Source organism: Streptomyces sp. NPDC039424 (genome assembly GCF_055639495.1).
Map to the genome: position 1 here is coordinate 429,015 of NZ_JBVKAI010000005.1, position 14,682 is coordinate 443,696.

Consider the following 14,682-nt stretch of genomic DNA (forward strand, 5'->3'; position numbering starts at 1 on the left):
CTCCTCGGTGAGAGGGGAGGGTGGAGAAGGGTCGAGAGGGGTGAAGTGGCCTACGCCGGGCGGATCGACAGCCGGAGCGTGGCCAGGTAGCGGTTGCCGGCCGGGCGGTTGTAGTCCGGCAGCCAGCGGGGTCCGTCCGCCTCGTCGACGTCGGTGACCAGCGCGGTGCCGTACCGGGTGCCTTGGAGTTCCAGCAGGCAGGCGCGGGCCGTGTTGGCGGTGACAAGCGCGGTGGTCTTGTCCGGGCCGTACACCTCGAGGTCGACCAGCGGCCGGTCGAGATTGAGGTCGTCGATCCAGGCGCCGCCGGCGCGGGAGACGAGGACGGCCTTCTGGGTGCCGTCGAAGCCGGCGGGCGGCCTGTTGTCGACCGTGGTCCCGGCCATCTCGGTCCGGTTCTTCAGGAAGTCGACGACGAGCCGCTCCACATCGGGGAAGTTCAGGATCGCCACATGGACGCTCCCTTCGTGTCCGGGCAGCAGAAAGCGGCAGGTCCGTCGCCCGGGACGCGGGCGCAGCTCTGCCGCTGCTTCGAGTGTGACGGCAGCAGTCGGATCCCGCAACTCACCTTTTTTCAAAGGGAGTTGAGGCGGGACGCGCCGGAGGGGCCCCGGTCGCGGTGAGCGACGGGGCCCCTCCGGTGAGGCGGGTGGATCAGCGGTTGCCGCGGGAGCGGTACGTGGTCCGCTCGGCGGCGAACACGTCCTCCAGGCGGTACAGCTGCCGGCGGCCCTGGGTGCCGGCGGGCCGCAGATGCCCGCGCTGCACCCACTTGCGGATGGTGGCGGGGGTGACGCCCGCCTCGGTGGCGGCCGACTCGGTGGTGACCATGGGGGAGTTCACGGGGCCTCCCCGCCCGCCGCGCGGGTCGCATGTCCGCACGGCGGGTTCACGCACCGCACCTCGGCCCGCTCCGGGAACGCCCGCAGCGAGACCGAGTCGCAGGCAGGACAGCGGCCGGGCAGCCGGACCATCTGCTCCGGGTCGCCGAGCGTGCGGGCGCAGCGCGCGGCCATACGCCGGGCCTCGTCCTCGACGTGCGCGGCCAGTACCGGGTCGGCGGCGATCCGCTCCAGCAGCCCGGCGATCCGGCGCAGCCGCACCGGCACGGGGGCGGGGGGTACCGCGCGCAGGCCGAGCCGTTCACGTACGGCCTCCTCCAGTTCGACGACCCCGTCGGTGATGTCGCGCAGTGTGTCGGAGACATGCAGCCGAACGGGGGCGGTGGCGCCGCCGACGGGTCCGCCGCCGCGCCGTTCCCGCGGCCCCCCGTGGGCGGCGGGCGTCAGCTCGGCGACGAGTTCGGGAAACCGCCGCAGCAGGGAGGCGATCCAGACGGCCGGGTTCATACGGCCACCTCGCGGCCGTTGCTCCACAGTCGTCCGCCGCTGACACCGTCGAACCAGGTGTGCGCGGGGTCGACGACGGTCTCGCACTGCCGCCGGATCGGGCATTGGTTGCACGCGCGCAACGTATGCTCGGCATCGGAGGGGTTACGGGTGAACACGTATCGTTGCGGAAGGTTTGCGCAGGCAGCGGCCCTGCGCCAGTCGAGTTCGCTGGTCACGGATAGTGCCTCCCCAGTGAATGGGAATATTTGTTCGACACATGCGGGCGACGGCCAGAGTGGCATCGTGCGAGCGCGAGCGCAAGCGACTTGTGATGCTTATGCGCCATGCCGCCCGGGCATGCGAACATGAGTTCGAGTAGTAAGTCGGTGTGAAAGCCGTGAAGCCGTCCGAGGTGAGGTGGAGAAGAGTGCGTTCCCTTACGCGCGTGCGCGCGCACTCCAGGTGCGCGCGCGATCGGTACGCTGCTCCCGACATGAGGGGAGAGCGGGAACATGGGGCCCAGTTCACGCGCCGAACGCACGGAACGAACAGAACGCACGGAACGCACCGACGCCCTGGAGGAGTTCGCCGCCTGGGTCGAGGACCTGATGCGGGACCGCGGCTATGTGATCGACGGCCCGAGGGGCGGCGGCAAGTCACGGCTGGCCGACGACGCCGGTGTCCACCGGGCCGCGGTGACCCGGTTGCTGCAGCGGCAGAGCATGCCGGACCTCGAGACCATGCGCCGTCTGGCGGTGGTGCTCGGCGTGCCGCTGCGGGACATGCTCATCCGCTCCGGACGCCTGTCCGAGGACGACCTGCCGCTCGAACCCGGCCCGGGCGCGGACCCGGGAGCGCGCCGGCGGCTGAGCCCGGACGAGGCGGCGCTGCGCATGGGCGTACCCGAGGACCTGCGCGGCCTGTTCGTGAAGGTCGCCCGGCAGTTTCTGACGGAGGGGCCTTAGGGAAAGAGACGCGGGACGGGGGAGTGCGGCGGTGCAAGGAGTGCACACATGGGTGACGGGGGACGCCGGGATGGTGACGGGGAGGACAGCGGCACCGAGGGGCCGCACACCGAGGCGGAGCGGGTTACCCGGTTGCTGGGCGGCCTGCTGATCGAGCTGGGCGAGAAGGTCAGGGAGGCGGGGCCGGAGGGCGTCCGCATCCTCACCGACGAGGAGGTGCAGCGCACCAGCCTCCAGTGGTACCGCACGGGCTGGGAGGAGCACGCGCGGGCGGTCAGCCCGTCCGACGGGCCCGAGCCACCACCCGGCCATCTGGCCGCAGGGCCCGACCGCAGCGCCGTCCCGGCCGAGCATCCGGCCGACCCGGACCCGCTGTCCGCCATGGGCCGTCTGCTCGACTTCCCCGGCCCCGGCCCCGGCGCACCGGCCGCCGGCCACGGTGACGACCGCGCACGCGCGGCGATGCGGCACCGGCGCGGTGCCCCAGGCGGCGGACGGCACGAGCGCGCCCGGGAGCGCGGTGAGGGAACCGATGCGGTGCGGCGGCCCGACGGGGACGGCTGAACGGGCAGGATGGGACAGTTGGCTGTTGACGGAGACGAGACGGCTGCGAGAGGCGCGGGGAGCGCCGCGCAAGGGTTCACGGCACTGCCAGGGCCACGGAGGATGGGAGGCAGCTGTTCCTGAAGTGCCTGGCGGACATGGTTCGGGTTCTGAGGCTCGATGTCGCCCCCGGGTCAGACGCTGGTGATGAGCGGCAGTGGCGACACCAAGTGCGCGGTGCCTTGCGCGAGGCATGCCGCCAGGAGTTGGTGCTGTCCGAGGCGTCCTTCGGCGTCCTCATGAAGGCGGCGGTCTATGACCCGGACCCGAGCTTCAACCGCCAGTTCGTTGAGCCGGCTCTGAATGCCTTCGGATACCGACGCGTCCGCTCTGCGCTGCTGGACTATCTGCGGACGGGAACCAACCAGGAGCGGGCAGGCGCCGCGCGGGCGCACTTGGTCCGCTGTGCTTCGGGGGACGACGCGGAGTCGTCCTCACGCTTCCTTGACTGTCGGATGTAGGACACTGCGCGCACATGGTCCAGATCAGGGGTCCAGTCGGGGCCCCGTTTGACGAGAGGTGTCATGTGCCTAGCGTAGTAAAAATCAACGTACTGACCGTGCCCGCTGAGCAGCGGGAGACCCTGGAGAAGCGGTTCGCGTCGCGGGCGCACGCCGTGGAGAGCTCCGACGGATTCGAGTGGTTCGAACTGCTGCGTCCGGTCGAGGGCACCGACACCTACCTCGTCTACACCCGGTGGCGTGACGAGGCCTCGTTCCAGGCCTGGATGGAGGGGCCGATGAAGTCGGCGCACCAGGGCGGAGGAGAGGGCGGGGAGCGGCCGAAGCCCGCGGCTTCGGGTTCCACGCTCTGGTCCTTCGAGGTGGTGCAGCAGGCGGGCCCGAAGGGCGCGTAAGCCGTCCGGCGTCGGGGGGAGGGGCGCGGATGCGGTCCGTGCTGGTGTGGCTGGTGCGGTTGACCGGGCTGGTGGGGTGGGTCGCGGGCGTGGTCGCGTGTGCGTGGCTGCTGGGGGCCGCACCCGTGTCCCGCCCGTGGACCGTGCCGCTGGTGTGGGGCGGGGTGGCCGCGGGGTGCGCCGGGCTGCGGGTGGTGGCGCTGTGGGTGCTGTGGGCGAGGGCCCGGCGCCGCCCTCCGCGGGACGGGGTGTCCCTGGCCAAGGGCGGCGGACGGCCGGATTCCGGCGGGCGCGCGTCCCTGCGTGACGACGTCCCGGCGGAACTCTCCTTCGACGACTCCGCGCTGTGGGTCAAGGGCCGGACGGCCGCCGTGTGGCTGCTGGTCGCCTTCGCCTCGGGGGCGTTCTTTGCCTGCCTGCTGACGCTGTCCACGAGCGGGCGGGTCGAGACGCTGCGGGACGCGGGTGCCGAGGTCGGCACGGCGACCGTGGTGGGCAGGCCGCTCGCGGTGCGCGAGGAGCTGGACGACGAGGATGAGGTGAAGGGGTACGCGTCCAGAGTCGTGGTCGCCGTGGCCGACGGCCCCGAACGGCTCACGGTGAAAGGCGCGTACACCTACGACAAACCCCACGCGGGGACCCGGGTCGACGTCATGTGGGCCCGGTCCGCGCCGGAGCTCGGCGGCTATGTCAACGAGACCAAGGACCTGCCCACGCTGGCCGCCGGACGCTGGAAGGCCTTCCCGGACGATGAGCTGGGCCAGGCCGCGCTGATCGCCTTCGTCATCCTCGGGGTGGTCGGCGGTCTGGTCATGGCTCCTGTCTTCAGCCTGGCGACCGGCGCGGGCGAGCTGCAGCGGCTGGCCTGGTCGCCGGCGGCCCAGACGATCCGGGCGGCCCTGACGGTGGCGGTGTTCCTGGGCTGGCGCCCGGTGCTGGTGGGGCAGGAGATGGCCCTGTGGGAAGGGGTCTTCGCCCTGGGCGGCTTCGTCCTCGTACTGCTGGTGTACGCGTTCACGTCCATCGGCGCCTTCACGGACTGACCGTACGACGGCGCCCCCTGCCCGGGAGGGGCAGGGGGCGCCGTCGTACCGATACGGGCCGTTACTTCACCGGCTCCGGCTCCGGCTCGCTCTCCGTCTCCGGCTCGCCCGCCGGGTCGACCGGCGTCCTGACGGAGTCGAGGAGCAGCTGGGCGACGTCCACGACCTGGATGGACTCCTTGGCCTTGCCGTCGTTCTTCTTGCCGTTGACCGAGTCGGTCAGCATGACGAGGCAGAACGGGCAGGCGGTGGAGACGATGTCCGGGTTGAGGGCGAGGGCCTCGTCGACACGCTCGTTGTTGATGCGCTTGCCGATCCGCTCCTCCATCCACATCCGGGCGCCGCCGGCGCCGCAGCAGAAGCCGCGCTCCTTGTGGCGGTGCATCTCCTCGTTGCGCAGGCCCGGGACCTTGCCGATGATCTCGCGCGGGGGCGTGTAGATCTTGTTGTGGCGGCCCAGGTAGCACGGGTCGTGGTAGGTGATGATGCCCTCGACCGGGGTCACCGGGATCAGCTTGCCCTCGTCGACGAGGTGCTGGAGCAGCTGGGTGTGGTGGATGACCTCGTAGTCGCCGCCGAGCTGCGGGTACTCGTTGCCGAGGGTGTTGAGGCAGTGCGGGCAGGTGGCGACGATCTTCTTCGCCGACTTCGGCTTCTTGGTCGACTCGTCCACCTCTCCCTCGTCGTTGAGGGACTCGCCGAACGCCATGTTCAGCGCGGCCACGTTCTCCATGCCGAGCTCCTGGAACAGGGGCTCGTTGCCGAGGCGGCGGGCGGAGTCACCGGTGCACTTCTCGTCGCCGCCCATGATCGCGAACTTGACGCCCGCGATGTGCAGCAGCTCGGCGAAGGCCTTGGTGGTCTTCTTGGCGCGGTCCTCCAGGGCGCCGGCGCAGCCGACCCAGTACAGGTACTCGACCTCGGACAGGTCCTCGATGTCCTTGCCGACGACCGGGACCTCGAAGTCGACCTCCTTGGTCCACTCCAGGCGCTGCTTCTTCGCCAGGCCCCAGGGGTTGCCCTTCTTCTCCAGGTTCTTGAGCATCGTGCCGGCCTCGGAGGGGAAGGCACTCTCGATCATGACCTGGTAGCGGCGCATGTCGACGATGTGGTCGACGTGCTCGATGTCGACCGGGCACTGCTCGACGCAGGCGCCGCAGGTGGTGCAGGACCACAGGACGTCCGGGTCGATGACGCCGTTCTCCTCGGCGGTGCCGATGAGCGGGCGTTCGGCCTCGGCCAGCGCTGCCGCGGGCACCGAGGCGAGCTGCTCCTCGGACGCCTTCTCCTCGCCCTCCATGGTCTTGCCGCCGCCGGCGAGCAGGTAGGGCGCCTTGGCGTGGGCGTGGTCCCGCAGCGACATGATCAGCAGCTTGGGCGACAGCGGCTTGCCCGTGTTCCAGGCGGGGCACTGCGACTGGCAGCGACCGCACTCCGTGCACGTCGAGAAGTCCAGCAGGCCCTTCCAGGAGAACTGCTCGACCTGGGAGACGCCGAAGACGTCGTCGTCACCGGGGTCGGTGAAGTCGATCGGCTTGCCGCCCGAGGTCATCGGCAGCAGGCCGCCCAGGGAGGTCTCGCCGGTGGCGTTGCGCTTGAACCAGATGTTGGGGAAGGCCAGGAAGCGGTGCCAGGCGATGCCCATGTCGGTCCGCAGCGAGACCACGATCATCCAGATGAAGGAGGTCGCGATCTTCAGCCCGGCGAAGAAGTAGCTGAGGTTCTGGAGCGTGGAGACGTCCATGCCGCCCAGCCACTTGACGACCGGGTACGAGATGAAGAACGAGGCCTCGTAGCCGTCCACATGGTGCTGGGCACCCTCCAGGGCGTGCAGCATGAAGATGCAGACGCCGACGATGAGGATGACTGTCTCGACGAAGTACGCCTGGCCGAAGTTGGAGCCGGCGAAGCGGGACTTGCGGCCCGGCTTGCCCGGCTTGCTCAGCTGCCGGATGACGATCAGGGCGAGGATGCCGAGCACCGTCATCGTGCCGATGAACTCGACGTACACGTTGTAGGGCGCCCAGTCGCCGATGACCGGGATGAGCCAGTCGGCCTTGAACAGCTGCCCGAACGCGTTGACGATCGTCAGCAGCAGGGTGAAGAAGCCGATCGCCACGAACCAGTGCGCCACGCCGATGACGCCCCAGCGGTTCATTCGGGTGTGGCCCAGGAACTCCCGCACCACGGTCAGGGTGCGCTGATACGGGTTGTCGGTACGGACCCCGGCCGGCACCGGCTGGCCCAGTCGCATGAAGTTGTAGATCTGCAGGAGGGCGCGGCCGAACAGTGCCACGCCGACCACGATCAGGACCAGCGACACGATGATCGCGGCGAGTTGCATTGGGGCTCCTGAGGCGGCCTCGAAATTACTAAGCGGTAACTTATGCAGTCCGTCTGAGACTACCCCCATCTTCCGTCGGGATGCAGCCGTGCGCGGGGTGATATGGGTCGCTGAGGCGTGCCTGACCAAGGGGCTGAGCGGGGCGGATGCGGGACGGATGCGGGACGGAATCCCCGGCTCGCTCGGCCCGTGGGCAACCCGATCGTGTTATTCATCCCGAATTGCTACATTCAGGCCTAATTTATAGCCGTGCTCTATGGGATCCTCGCCGCCACCACCGCCCTCCTCCTGACCGCCGTGCTCGCGGCGCTGCTCAGGGGCCCCGTCCTGCGGGCCGGGATCCTCGACCGGCGGCGGCAGCGGCCCACACCGCTGTTCGGGGGGCTGGCCGTCGTGCTGGTCACCTCTCTCGTCGCCGGGACGGGGCAGTGGACGCGGGTCGCGCGGCTGGGCGACGGGGTCGCGGAGCTGCTGGTCGCCGGGGCCGGGGTCGCCGCGCTCGGACTGGTCGCCGACCTGTGGCGGCTGCGGGCCCGGGTCCTGGTCGCCGGTACGGCGGTGGCGGCGGCCTGTGTGGTGCCGTACCAGGGGACGGGGGTGCTCGCCGGGATGCTCGCGGTGGTCTGGATCACCTTCGTCACCCTCGCCTTCCGTGCGCTCGACCACGCCGACGGGCTCGCCGGGACGGTCGGGGTGGTCACCGCCTTCGGGGTGGGCGTGTGCGCGGCGGCCGAGGTGATGGACGGACTGGCGGTGCTGCTGAGCGTGCTCGCCGCCGCCCTCACGGGCTTCCTCATGCACAACTGGCATCCCGCGCGGATCGGGCTCGGCGCCTGCGGATCGCTGTTCACCGGATTCCTGCTCGCCTCCGCCGCTGTTTTCACCCGGGCGGGGTACCCGCTCGGATCCAGCGCGCGGGTGCTGTTCCCGCTCACCGCCGTCGCCACCGCGGACGTGGTCCTCGTGGTCGTCTCACGGCTGGCGGCCCGGCGGTCGCTGCTGCGCGGCGGGCCGGACCACCTCGCCCACCGGCTGCGGCGGCTCGGGCTCACCCCGCAGGGGGCCACCGTGCTGCTGGGTGCCGGGGCCTTCTCGGCGGTGCTCGCCGGGGTGCTCGTGCACAGCGGGTGGGCGGGGGAAGGAGCCGTGCTGGGGGTGGTCGGCGGGGCCTCCGCGGTCGTTCTGGGACTGCTCCGGGTGCCCGCCTACGGGGTGCGGCGCAGGACATCCACGCAGGTCACAGGGCAGTTGCGTGTAAGGAACGGATAAGAGTTGAGTCTGGTTCACTCATGTCTGTTGACCCAGCGGGCCGCCTCATGCACACTTGAGCCTGTTCCACTCAAGTCAGCTGGAGGAATTCACCATGGCACGTGCGGTCGGCATCGACCTGGGCACGACTAACTCCGTCGTCAGCGTTCTGGAGGGCGGCGAGCCCACCGTCATCACCAACGCCGAGGGTGCCAGGACCACGCCGTCCGTCGTCGCCTTCGCCAAGAACGGCGAGGTGCTGGTCGGCGAGGTCGCCAAGCGCCAGGCGGTCACCAACGTGGACCGGACCATCCGTTCGGTGAAGCGTCACATGGGCACCGACTGGAAGATCGAGCTCGACGGCAAGCCCTTCAACCCGCAGCAGATCTCCGCCTTCATCCTGCAGAAGCTGAAGCGGGACGCCGAGTCCTACCTGGGCGAGAAGGTGACCGACGCGGTCATCACCGTCCCGGCGTACTTCAACGACTCCGAGCGCCAGGCGACGAAGGAGGCCGGCGAGATCGCCGGTCTGAACGTCCTGCGTATCGTCAACGAGCCCACCGCGGCCGCCCTGGCGTACGGCCTGGACAAGGACGACCAGACGATCCTCGTCTTCGACCTCGGTGGCGGCACCTTCGACGTGTCCCTGCTGGAGATCGGCGACGGCGTCGTCGAGGTGAAGGCCACCAACGGTGACAACCACCTCGGTGGTGACGACTGGGACCAGCGCGTCGTCGACTACCTGGTCAAGCAGTTCGCCAGCGGCCACGGCGTGGACCTCGGCAAGGACAAGATGGCCCTCCAGCGCCTCCGCGAGGCCGCTGAGAAGGCGAAGATCGAGCTGTCCTCGTCCACCGAGACCTCGATCAACCTGCCCTACATCACCGCCTCCGCCGAGGGCCCGCTGCACCTGGACGAGAAGCTCACCCGGGCCCAGTTCCAGCAGCTGACCGCGGACCTGCTGGAGCGCTGCAAGACGCCGTTCCACAACGTCATCAAGGACGCCGGCATCTCGATCAACGAGATCGACCACGTCGTCCTGGTCGGCGGCTCCACCCGTATGCCCGCCGTCGCCGAGCTCGTGAGGGAGCTGACCGGCGGCAAGGAGGCCAACAAGGGTGTGAACCCGGACGAGGTCGTCGCCATCGGCGCCTCGCTCCAGGCCGGTGTCCTCAAGGGTGAGGTCAAGGACGTCCTGCTCCTCGACGTGACCCCGCTGTCCCTCGGTATCGAGACCAAGGGCGGCATCATGACCAAGCTCATCGAGCGCAACACCACGATCCCGACCAAGCGGTCCGAGATCTTCACCACGGCCGAGGACAACCAGCCGTCCGTGCAGATCCAGGTCTACCAGGGCGAGCGCGAGATCGCGGCCTACAACAAGAAGCTCGGCATGTTCGAGCTGACCGGTCTGCCGCCGGCGCCGCGTGGCGTCCCGCAGATCGAGGTCTCCTTCGACATCGACGCCAACGGCATCATGCACGTCACGGCGAAGGACCTCGGCACCGGCAAGGAGCAGAAGATGACCGTCACCGGCGGCTCCTCGCTCCCGAAGGACGAGGTCGACCGGATGCGCCAGGAGGCCGAGAAGTACGCGGAGGAGGACCACGCCCGCCGCGAGGCCGCCGAGACCCGCAACCAGGGCGAGCAGCTCGTCTACCAGACCGAGAAGTTCCTCAAGGACAACGAGGACAAGGTCCCGGGCGAGATCAAGACCGAGGTCGAGGCCGCGATCGCCGAGCTGAAGGAAACGCTCAAGGGCGAGGACACCGCCGAGATCCGCACGGCCACCGAGAAGGTCGCGGCCGTCTCGCAGAAGCTCGGCCAGGCCATGTACGCCGACGCCCAGGGCGCCCAGGCCGCCGGCGGCGAGTCCGCCGGTGCCGGTGAGGCCAAGGCCGACGACGACGTGGTGGACGCCGAGATCGTCGACGACGAGCGCAAGGACGGTGCCGCGTGACGGAGGAGACCCCGGGCTTCGAGGAGAAGCCCGACGTCCCCTCCGGCGCCACCCCTGACGACGCCGAGCCGAAGGCCGCCTCCTCCTCCGCGGAGGAGCAGGCGGCCCCGGCCGGGGACGCGAGCCAGACAGCGGGTCTGGTGGCCCAGCTGGACCAGGTGCGCACCGCGCTCGGTGAGCGCACCGCGGACCTCCAGCGCCTCCAGGCCGAGTACCAGAACTACCGCCGACGCGTCGAGCGCGACCGGATCACGGTCAAGGAGATCGCCATCGCGAACCTCCTGACCGAGCTCCTGCCCGTGCTGGACGACATCGGCCGCGCCCGGGAACACGGCGAGCTCGTCGGCGGCTTCAAGTCCGTCGCGGAGTCGCTGGAGACCGTCGCGGCCAAGATGGGCCTGCAGCAGTTCGGCAAGGAGGGCGAGCCCTTCGACCCGACGATCCACGAGGCCCTGATGCACAGCTACGCGCCGGACGTCACCGAGACCACGTGCGTGGCGATCCTCCAGCCCGGGTATCGCATCGGCGAGCGCACCATCCGCCCCGCGCGGGTGGCCGTGGCCGAACCGCAGCCCGGCGCGCAGACGGTGAAGACGGATTCGTCCGATTCCGCCGAGCCGGCCGACGACAAGGAGAGCGGTGGCCCGGACGAGGGCTGAGCTTGAACCGACAGGGAAGGAGGGGCGTCGAGGATGAGCACCAAGGACTTCATCGAGAAGGACTACTACAAGGTCCTCGGCGTCCCCAAGGACGCCACCGAGGCAGAGATCAAGAAGGCGTACCGGAAGCTCGCCCGCGAGTTCCACCCGGACGCCAACAAGGGCAACGCCAAGGCCGAGGAGCGCTTCAAGGAGATCTCCGAGGCGAACGACGTCCTCGGAGACCCCAAGAAGCGCAAGGAGTACGACGAGGCGCGCACCCTCTTCGGCAACGGCGGCTTCCGCCCGGGGCCGGGCGCGGGCGGCGGCTCGTTCAACTTCGACCTCGGTGACCTCTTCGGAGGCGGCGGCGGAGGCGGAGGCGGCGGTGCCCAGGCCGGCGGTTTCGGCGGCGGCTTCGGTGACGTCCTGGGGGGCCTGTTCAACCGGGGCGGCACCGCGGGCCCGCGGACGCAGCCCCGGCGCGGCCAGGACATCGAGTCCGAGGTCACGCTGAGCTTCACGGAGGCCATCGAGGGCGCCACGGTGCCCCTCAGGATGTCCTCCCAGTCGCCGTGCAAGGCCTGCTCCGGCACCGGCGACAAGAACGGCACACCGCGCGTGTGCCCGACCTGCGTCGGCACCGGCCAGGTGGCCAGGGGTTCCGGGGGAGGCTTCTCCCTCACCGACCCCTGCCCCGACTGCAAGGGCCGCGGTCTGATCGCCGAGCACCCCTGCCTGGAGTGCAAGGGCAGTGGCCGCGCCAAGTCGTCCAGGACCATGCAGGTCCGCATCCCCGCCGGCGTCACCGACGGGCAGCGCATCCGGCTGCGCGGCAAGGGCGCGCCCGGCGAACGGGGCGGCCCGGCGGGCGACCTGTACGTGGTCGTGCACGTCGGCGAGCACCCGGTGTTCGGCCGCAGGGGCGACAACCTCACGGTGACCGTCCCGGTGACGTTCGCCGAGGCGGCCCTCGGCGGCGAGGTCCGGGTCCCGACCCTCGGCGGCCCCGCCGTCACGCTGAAGCTGCCGCCGGGCACGCCCAACGGCCGCACCATGCGGGCGCGGGGCAAGGGCGCGGTCCGCAAGGACGGCACCCGCGGCGACCTGCTGGTCACCGTCGAGGTGAGTGTCCCGAAGGACCTGTCGGGGAAGGCTCGTGACGCGCTCGAGGCGTATCGCGAGGCGACCGCGGGCGAGGACCCGCGGGCGGTGCTGTTCGAGGCTGCGAAGGGAGCTTGAGAGTGATGGACGGCCGTCGGCGTAACCCGTACGAACTGACCGAGGAGACTCCGGTCTACGTCATCTCGGTGGCGGCCCAGCTCTCCGGCCTGCACCCGCAGACGCTGCGTCAGTACGACCGCCTGGGCCTGGTCTCCCCCGACCGCACCGCCGGCCGGGGCCGCCGCTACTCGGCCCGCGACATCGAACTGCTCCGGCAGGTGCAGCAGTTGTCGCAGGACGAGGGCATCAACCTGGCCGGCATCAAGCGCATCATCGAACTGGAGAACCAGGTCGCCGCCCTTCAGTCCCGCGTCGCGGAGATGGAGGCGGCCCTGGACGGCGCGGCGGCCGCGATGCGCCAGCGCGAGGCCGCCGTGCACGCCTCCTACCGGCGGGACCTGGTCCCGTACCAGGAGGTGCAGCAGACCAGCGCGCTGGTCGTGTGGCGGCCGAAGCGGCAGCAGTCGGCGGACTGACGCGCACCCGCCGTGGAAAGGGCCCGGAGGAGACTCCGGGCCCTTTCGCGTGCGGTCGCTAGCGGGCGACCATGAACTCCACCGAGGAACTCTGCGCACTCGTGCGCCCATAGGCGTCCACGGCGTACACGGTGGCGACGCACGGGCCGTTGTAGGGCGGGGTCCACGCGATGGAGCCCGTCGTGGACAGCCGGACGCCGCTGTCGCCGCAGGCGCCCTCGATCTCCCAGGAGTAGCCCTGGAGCGCCCGTCCCTCGTCACCGTCGCCGGGCTCGGCCGTGACCGTGATGGGGAACCGCGTGCCGCCCGCGGACTCCAGCGTCAGCTTCGGCGCGGCGGGCCCGGTGGCGGTGGCCGGGGAGAGCCGGTCGACGACCGCCTCCTTGGAGGGCACGGAATCGGCGCCCGCGCCGTCGACGGCGGCGACGTAGTAGTACGCCTTGCCCTTCGGGGCGGAGGTGTCCTCGTAGGAGGCCGACGAGGTGCTGCCCAGGAGGGACCAGGCCTCGAACTCGTGGGTACGGCGGTAGACGCGGTACCCGGTGACGTCGGCGCTGTCGGCGGCGGTCCACGTCAGGGTGGTGGAGGCGTCCGCGGGCGTGCCCTGGAGGGCGGTCGGGGCGGGCACGGCGGACGCGGCGGGGCGGGTCGCCTGCGCCGGGGCGGAGACCGGGGAGCTGTTGCCGGCGGCGTCGACCGCGTGCACCGTGTACGCGTACGGCGCCCCCACCTCGGCGTAGGGGTCGGTGTACGACGTGCCCGACAGGTACTCGGGGCCGTCCGGGTCCGGCTCCCCCTTGCGCGAACTCGTCAGCTCGTAGTGGTCGACGTCCTTCGACGAGGACGCCTGCCAGGTGACGGAGACGCCCGCGGTGGTGCCCACCGCGGTCACATCGGTGACCTGTGCGGGAGCGGTGCGGTCGGCGGTGGTGACGGGCTGGTCGGCGGAGCCCGACGAGGTGTTGCCGGCCTTGTCGTAGGCGCGGACCTCGTAGTAGTAGGTCTCGCCGGTCGCCGGGACGGTGGAGTCGGTGTACGAGGCCGAGGTGGTCGTGGCGAGGGGCTTGCTGCCGAAGGACGTGCCCTTCGGGCGGCGGTAGACCTTGTATCCCGCGAGGTCCATCTCCTTGTTCTTCGACCAGGTCAGCTTGGCCTTGCCGGTCGCCGCGTCGTACGAGGCGGAAGTCCCCGCCGGGGCCAGCGGCTTGACCTTGTCCACGTCGGCCGAGGTGCGCGGCTTGTAGGTGAAGGAGACGTCCGCCCGGCCCGTGAAGTTGACGAAGTCGACGCGCAGGGTGTGCTTGCCGGAGGGGACGGTGACGTCGGCGGTCTTCTTCTGGGTCGTCGAGACGTTCTTCCAGAGGTCGACCTTGCGGGTGCCGTCCAGATAGACGCGGATGCCGTCCTGGGCGGCGGCGGAGAGCGTGAAGGGGCCGCCGGAGCCGAAGTCCCGCGTCACGCTCCAGCGGACGCCGAAGTTGTCCTTGGGCAGGCCGGAGGCGGGGGCGCCGGTGCCCCAGTCCTGGTCGATCGCGCTGTCGCAGTCGGTCTTCTTCGGAGTGCCCGAAAAGCTGGTGTTCGCGTAGAACTTCCGGGTGTAGACCGGTGACGCGCAGCTCGCGGCGGCGGCGGGTGCGGCGACGGCGGCGAGCAAACCCCCGGCGGTGGCTAGCACGACGGCGGTCGCGGTCGCGGCGGTCGTGCGTCTGGCTGGCTTCATTCGTTCCTCTGCTCGGGTCGGTCCGACGACTCGGTGGGCGTTCGCGTCGTCGGCGATCACGACTCGCGAGGAAAGGACTTGGTTGTACGGATCTTTACCCGCGCGTGAACTGCTGTTGGGTGAAGGGTCCGTAAAGGGCGTTTGGAGATGGTTCCCCTGGGCCTTCACAGGGGCAGCGGAGCGTGGTGTTGCGCACTCGTTAAGTGATTCGTCTTGACGCCGGTGGTGGCCGCCGCGTTGGCTTTTCAGTCATCTGGGTGGCATTGGAGCCCCC

The 14,682-nt window shown here is 70.4% G+C and carries 15 protein-coding genes; 9 read left to right on the forward strand and 6 right to left on the reverse strand.

Annotation, left to right across the window (positions count from 1 at the left end; all coding sequences use genetic code 11):
* Positions 1–50: 50 nt before the first annotated feature.
* The 4 genes from ACZ7L0_RS16335 to ACZ7L0_RS16350 all read right to left on the reverse strand — a co-directional run bounded on the left by ACZ7L0_RS16335 (position 51) and on the right by ACZ7L0_RS16350 (position 1,567).
* Positions 51–386 (reverse strand): hypothetical protein, encoded by a 336-nt coding sequence (locus ACZ7L0_RS16335; RefSeq protein ID WP_471243227.1) that lies wholly within the window; start codon positions 384–386, stop codon positions 51–53.
* Between the two features lie 268 nt (positions 387–654).
* Positions 655–831, reverse strand: coding sequence for a helix-turn-helix domain-containing protein (locus ACZ7L0_RS16340; RefSeq protein WP_471243228.1), 177 nt, complete (start codon positions 829–831; stop codon positions 655–657).
* An 8-nt stretch (positions 832–839) separates the two neighbouring features.
* Positions 840–1,349: a hypothetical protein gene (locus ACZ7L0_RS16345; protein ID WP_471243117.1), complete on the reverse strand. Its 510-nt coding sequence runs from the start codon at positions 1,347–1,349 to the stop codon at positions 840–842.
* Positions 1,346–1,567 carry a WhiB family transcriptional regulator gene (locus ACZ7L0_RS16350; protein WP_471243118.1) on the reverse strand — a complete coding sequence of 74 codons (222 nt, stop codon included), beginning with the start codon at positions 1,565–1,567 and terminating at the stop codon, positions 1,346–1,348. Before ACZ7L0_RS16350 ends, ACZ7L0_RS16345 begins: the two co-directional genes overlap by 4 nt.
* A gap of 372 nt (positions 1,568–1,939) precedes the next feature.
* On the opposite strand from ACZ7L0_RS16350, the gene ACZ7L0_RS16355 reads away from it, so the two are divergent.
* The 4 genes from ACZ7L0_RS16355 (at position 1,940) to ACZ7L0_RS16370 (ending at position 4,798) form a co-directional block, all read left to right on the forward strand.
* The gene (locus ACZ7L0_RS16355; protein WP_471243229.1) at positions 1,940–2,296 is read left to right on the forward strand and encodes a helix-turn-helix domain-containing protein; all 357 of its coding nucleotides are present in this window, start codon (positions 1,940–1,942) and stop codon (positions 2,294–2,296) included.
* A 48-nt stretch (positions 2,297–2,344) separates the two neighbouring features.
* Positions 2,345–2,860, forward strand: a complete 516-nt coding sequence (locus tag ACZ7L0_RS16360) for a hypothetical protein (RefSeq protein ID WP_471243119.1) — start codon at positions 2,345–2,347, stop codon at positions 2,858–2,860.
* Positions 2,861–3,374: 514 nt separating this feature from the next.
* Positions 3,375–3,755, forward strand: coding sequence for an antibiotic biosynthesis monooxygenase family protein (locus ACZ7L0_RS16365; RefSeq protein WP_471243120.1), 381 nt, complete (start codon positions 3,375–3,377; stop codon positions 3,753–3,755).
* Between the two features lie 29 nt (positions 3,756–3,784).
* Positions 3,785–4,798, forward strand: coding sequence for a hypothetical protein (locus ACZ7L0_RS16370; protein ID WP_471243121.1), 1,014 nt, complete (start codon positions 3,785–3,787; stop codon positions 4,796–4,798).
* 61 nt (positions 4,799–4,859) lie between these two features.
* Here ACZ7L0_RS16370 and ACZ7L0_RS16375 read toward each other — a convergent pair whose 3' ends face one another.
* Positions 4,860–7,142 carry a (Fe-S)-binding protein gene (locus ACZ7L0_RS16375; RefSeq protein ID WP_471243122.1) on the reverse strand — a complete coding sequence of 761 codons (2,283 nt, stop codon included), beginning with the start codon at positions 7,140–7,142 and terminating at the stop codon, positions 4,860–4,862.
* A 249-nt stretch (positions 7,143–7,391) separates the two neighbouring features.
* On the opposite strand from ACZ7L0_RS16375, the gene ACZ7L0_RS16380 reads away from it, so the two are divergent.
* The 5 genes from ACZ7L0_RS16380 to ACZ7L0_RS16400 all read left to right on the forward strand — a co-directional run bounded on the left by ACZ7L0_RS16380 (position 7,392) and on the right by ACZ7L0_RS16400 (position 12,688).
* Positions 7,392–8,411, forward strand: coding sequence for an MraY family glycosyltransferase (locus tag ACZ7L0_RS16380; protein ID WP_471243123.1), 1,020 nt, complete (start codon positions 7,392–7,394; stop codon positions 8,409–8,411).
* Between the two features lie 94 nt (positions 8,412–8,505).
* The gene (dnaK, locus tag ACZ7L0_RS16385) at positions 8,506–10,350 is read left to right on the forward strand and encodes a molecular chaperone DnaK (RefSeq protein ID WP_471243124.1); all 1,845 of its coding nucleotides are present in this window, start codon (positions 8,506–8,508) and stop codon (positions 10,348–10,350) included.
* On the forward strand, positions 10,347–11,009 hold the full coding sequence (grpE, locus tag ACZ7L0_RS16390; RefSeq protein ID WP_471243125.1) for a nucleotide exchange factor GrpE: 663 nt from the start codon (positions 10,347–10,349) through the stop codon (positions 11,007–11,009). Before dnaK ends, grpE begins: the two co-directional genes overlap by 4 nt.
* A 33-nt stretch (positions 11,010–11,042) precedes the next feature.
* Complete coding sequence (gene dnaJ, locus ACZ7L0_RS16395; protein WP_471243126.1) at positions 11,043–12,230, forward strand: molecular chaperone DnaJ; 1,188 nt, start codon at positions 11,043–11,045, stop codon at positions 12,228–12,230.
* Positions 12,231–12,235: 5 nt separating this feature from the next.
* The gene (locus ACZ7L0_RS16400; protein ID WP_471243127.1) at positions 12,236–12,688 is read left to right on the forward strand and encodes a heat shock protein transcriptional repressor HspR; all 453 of its coding nucleotides are present in this window, start codon (positions 12,236–12,238) and stop codon (positions 12,686–12,688) included.
* A 58-nt stretch (positions 12,689–12,746) separates the two neighbouring features.
* On the opposite strand, the gene ACZ7L0_RS16405 is transcribed toward ACZ7L0_RS16400, so the two are convergent.
* The gene (locus tag ACZ7L0_RS16405; protein WP_471243128.1) at positions 12,747–14,408 is read right to left on the reverse strand and encodes a fibronectin type III domain-containing protein; all 1,662 of its coding nucleotides are present in this window, start codon (positions 14,406–14,408) and stop codon (positions 12,747–12,749) included.
* Positions 14,409–14,682 lie beyond the last annotated feature (274 nt).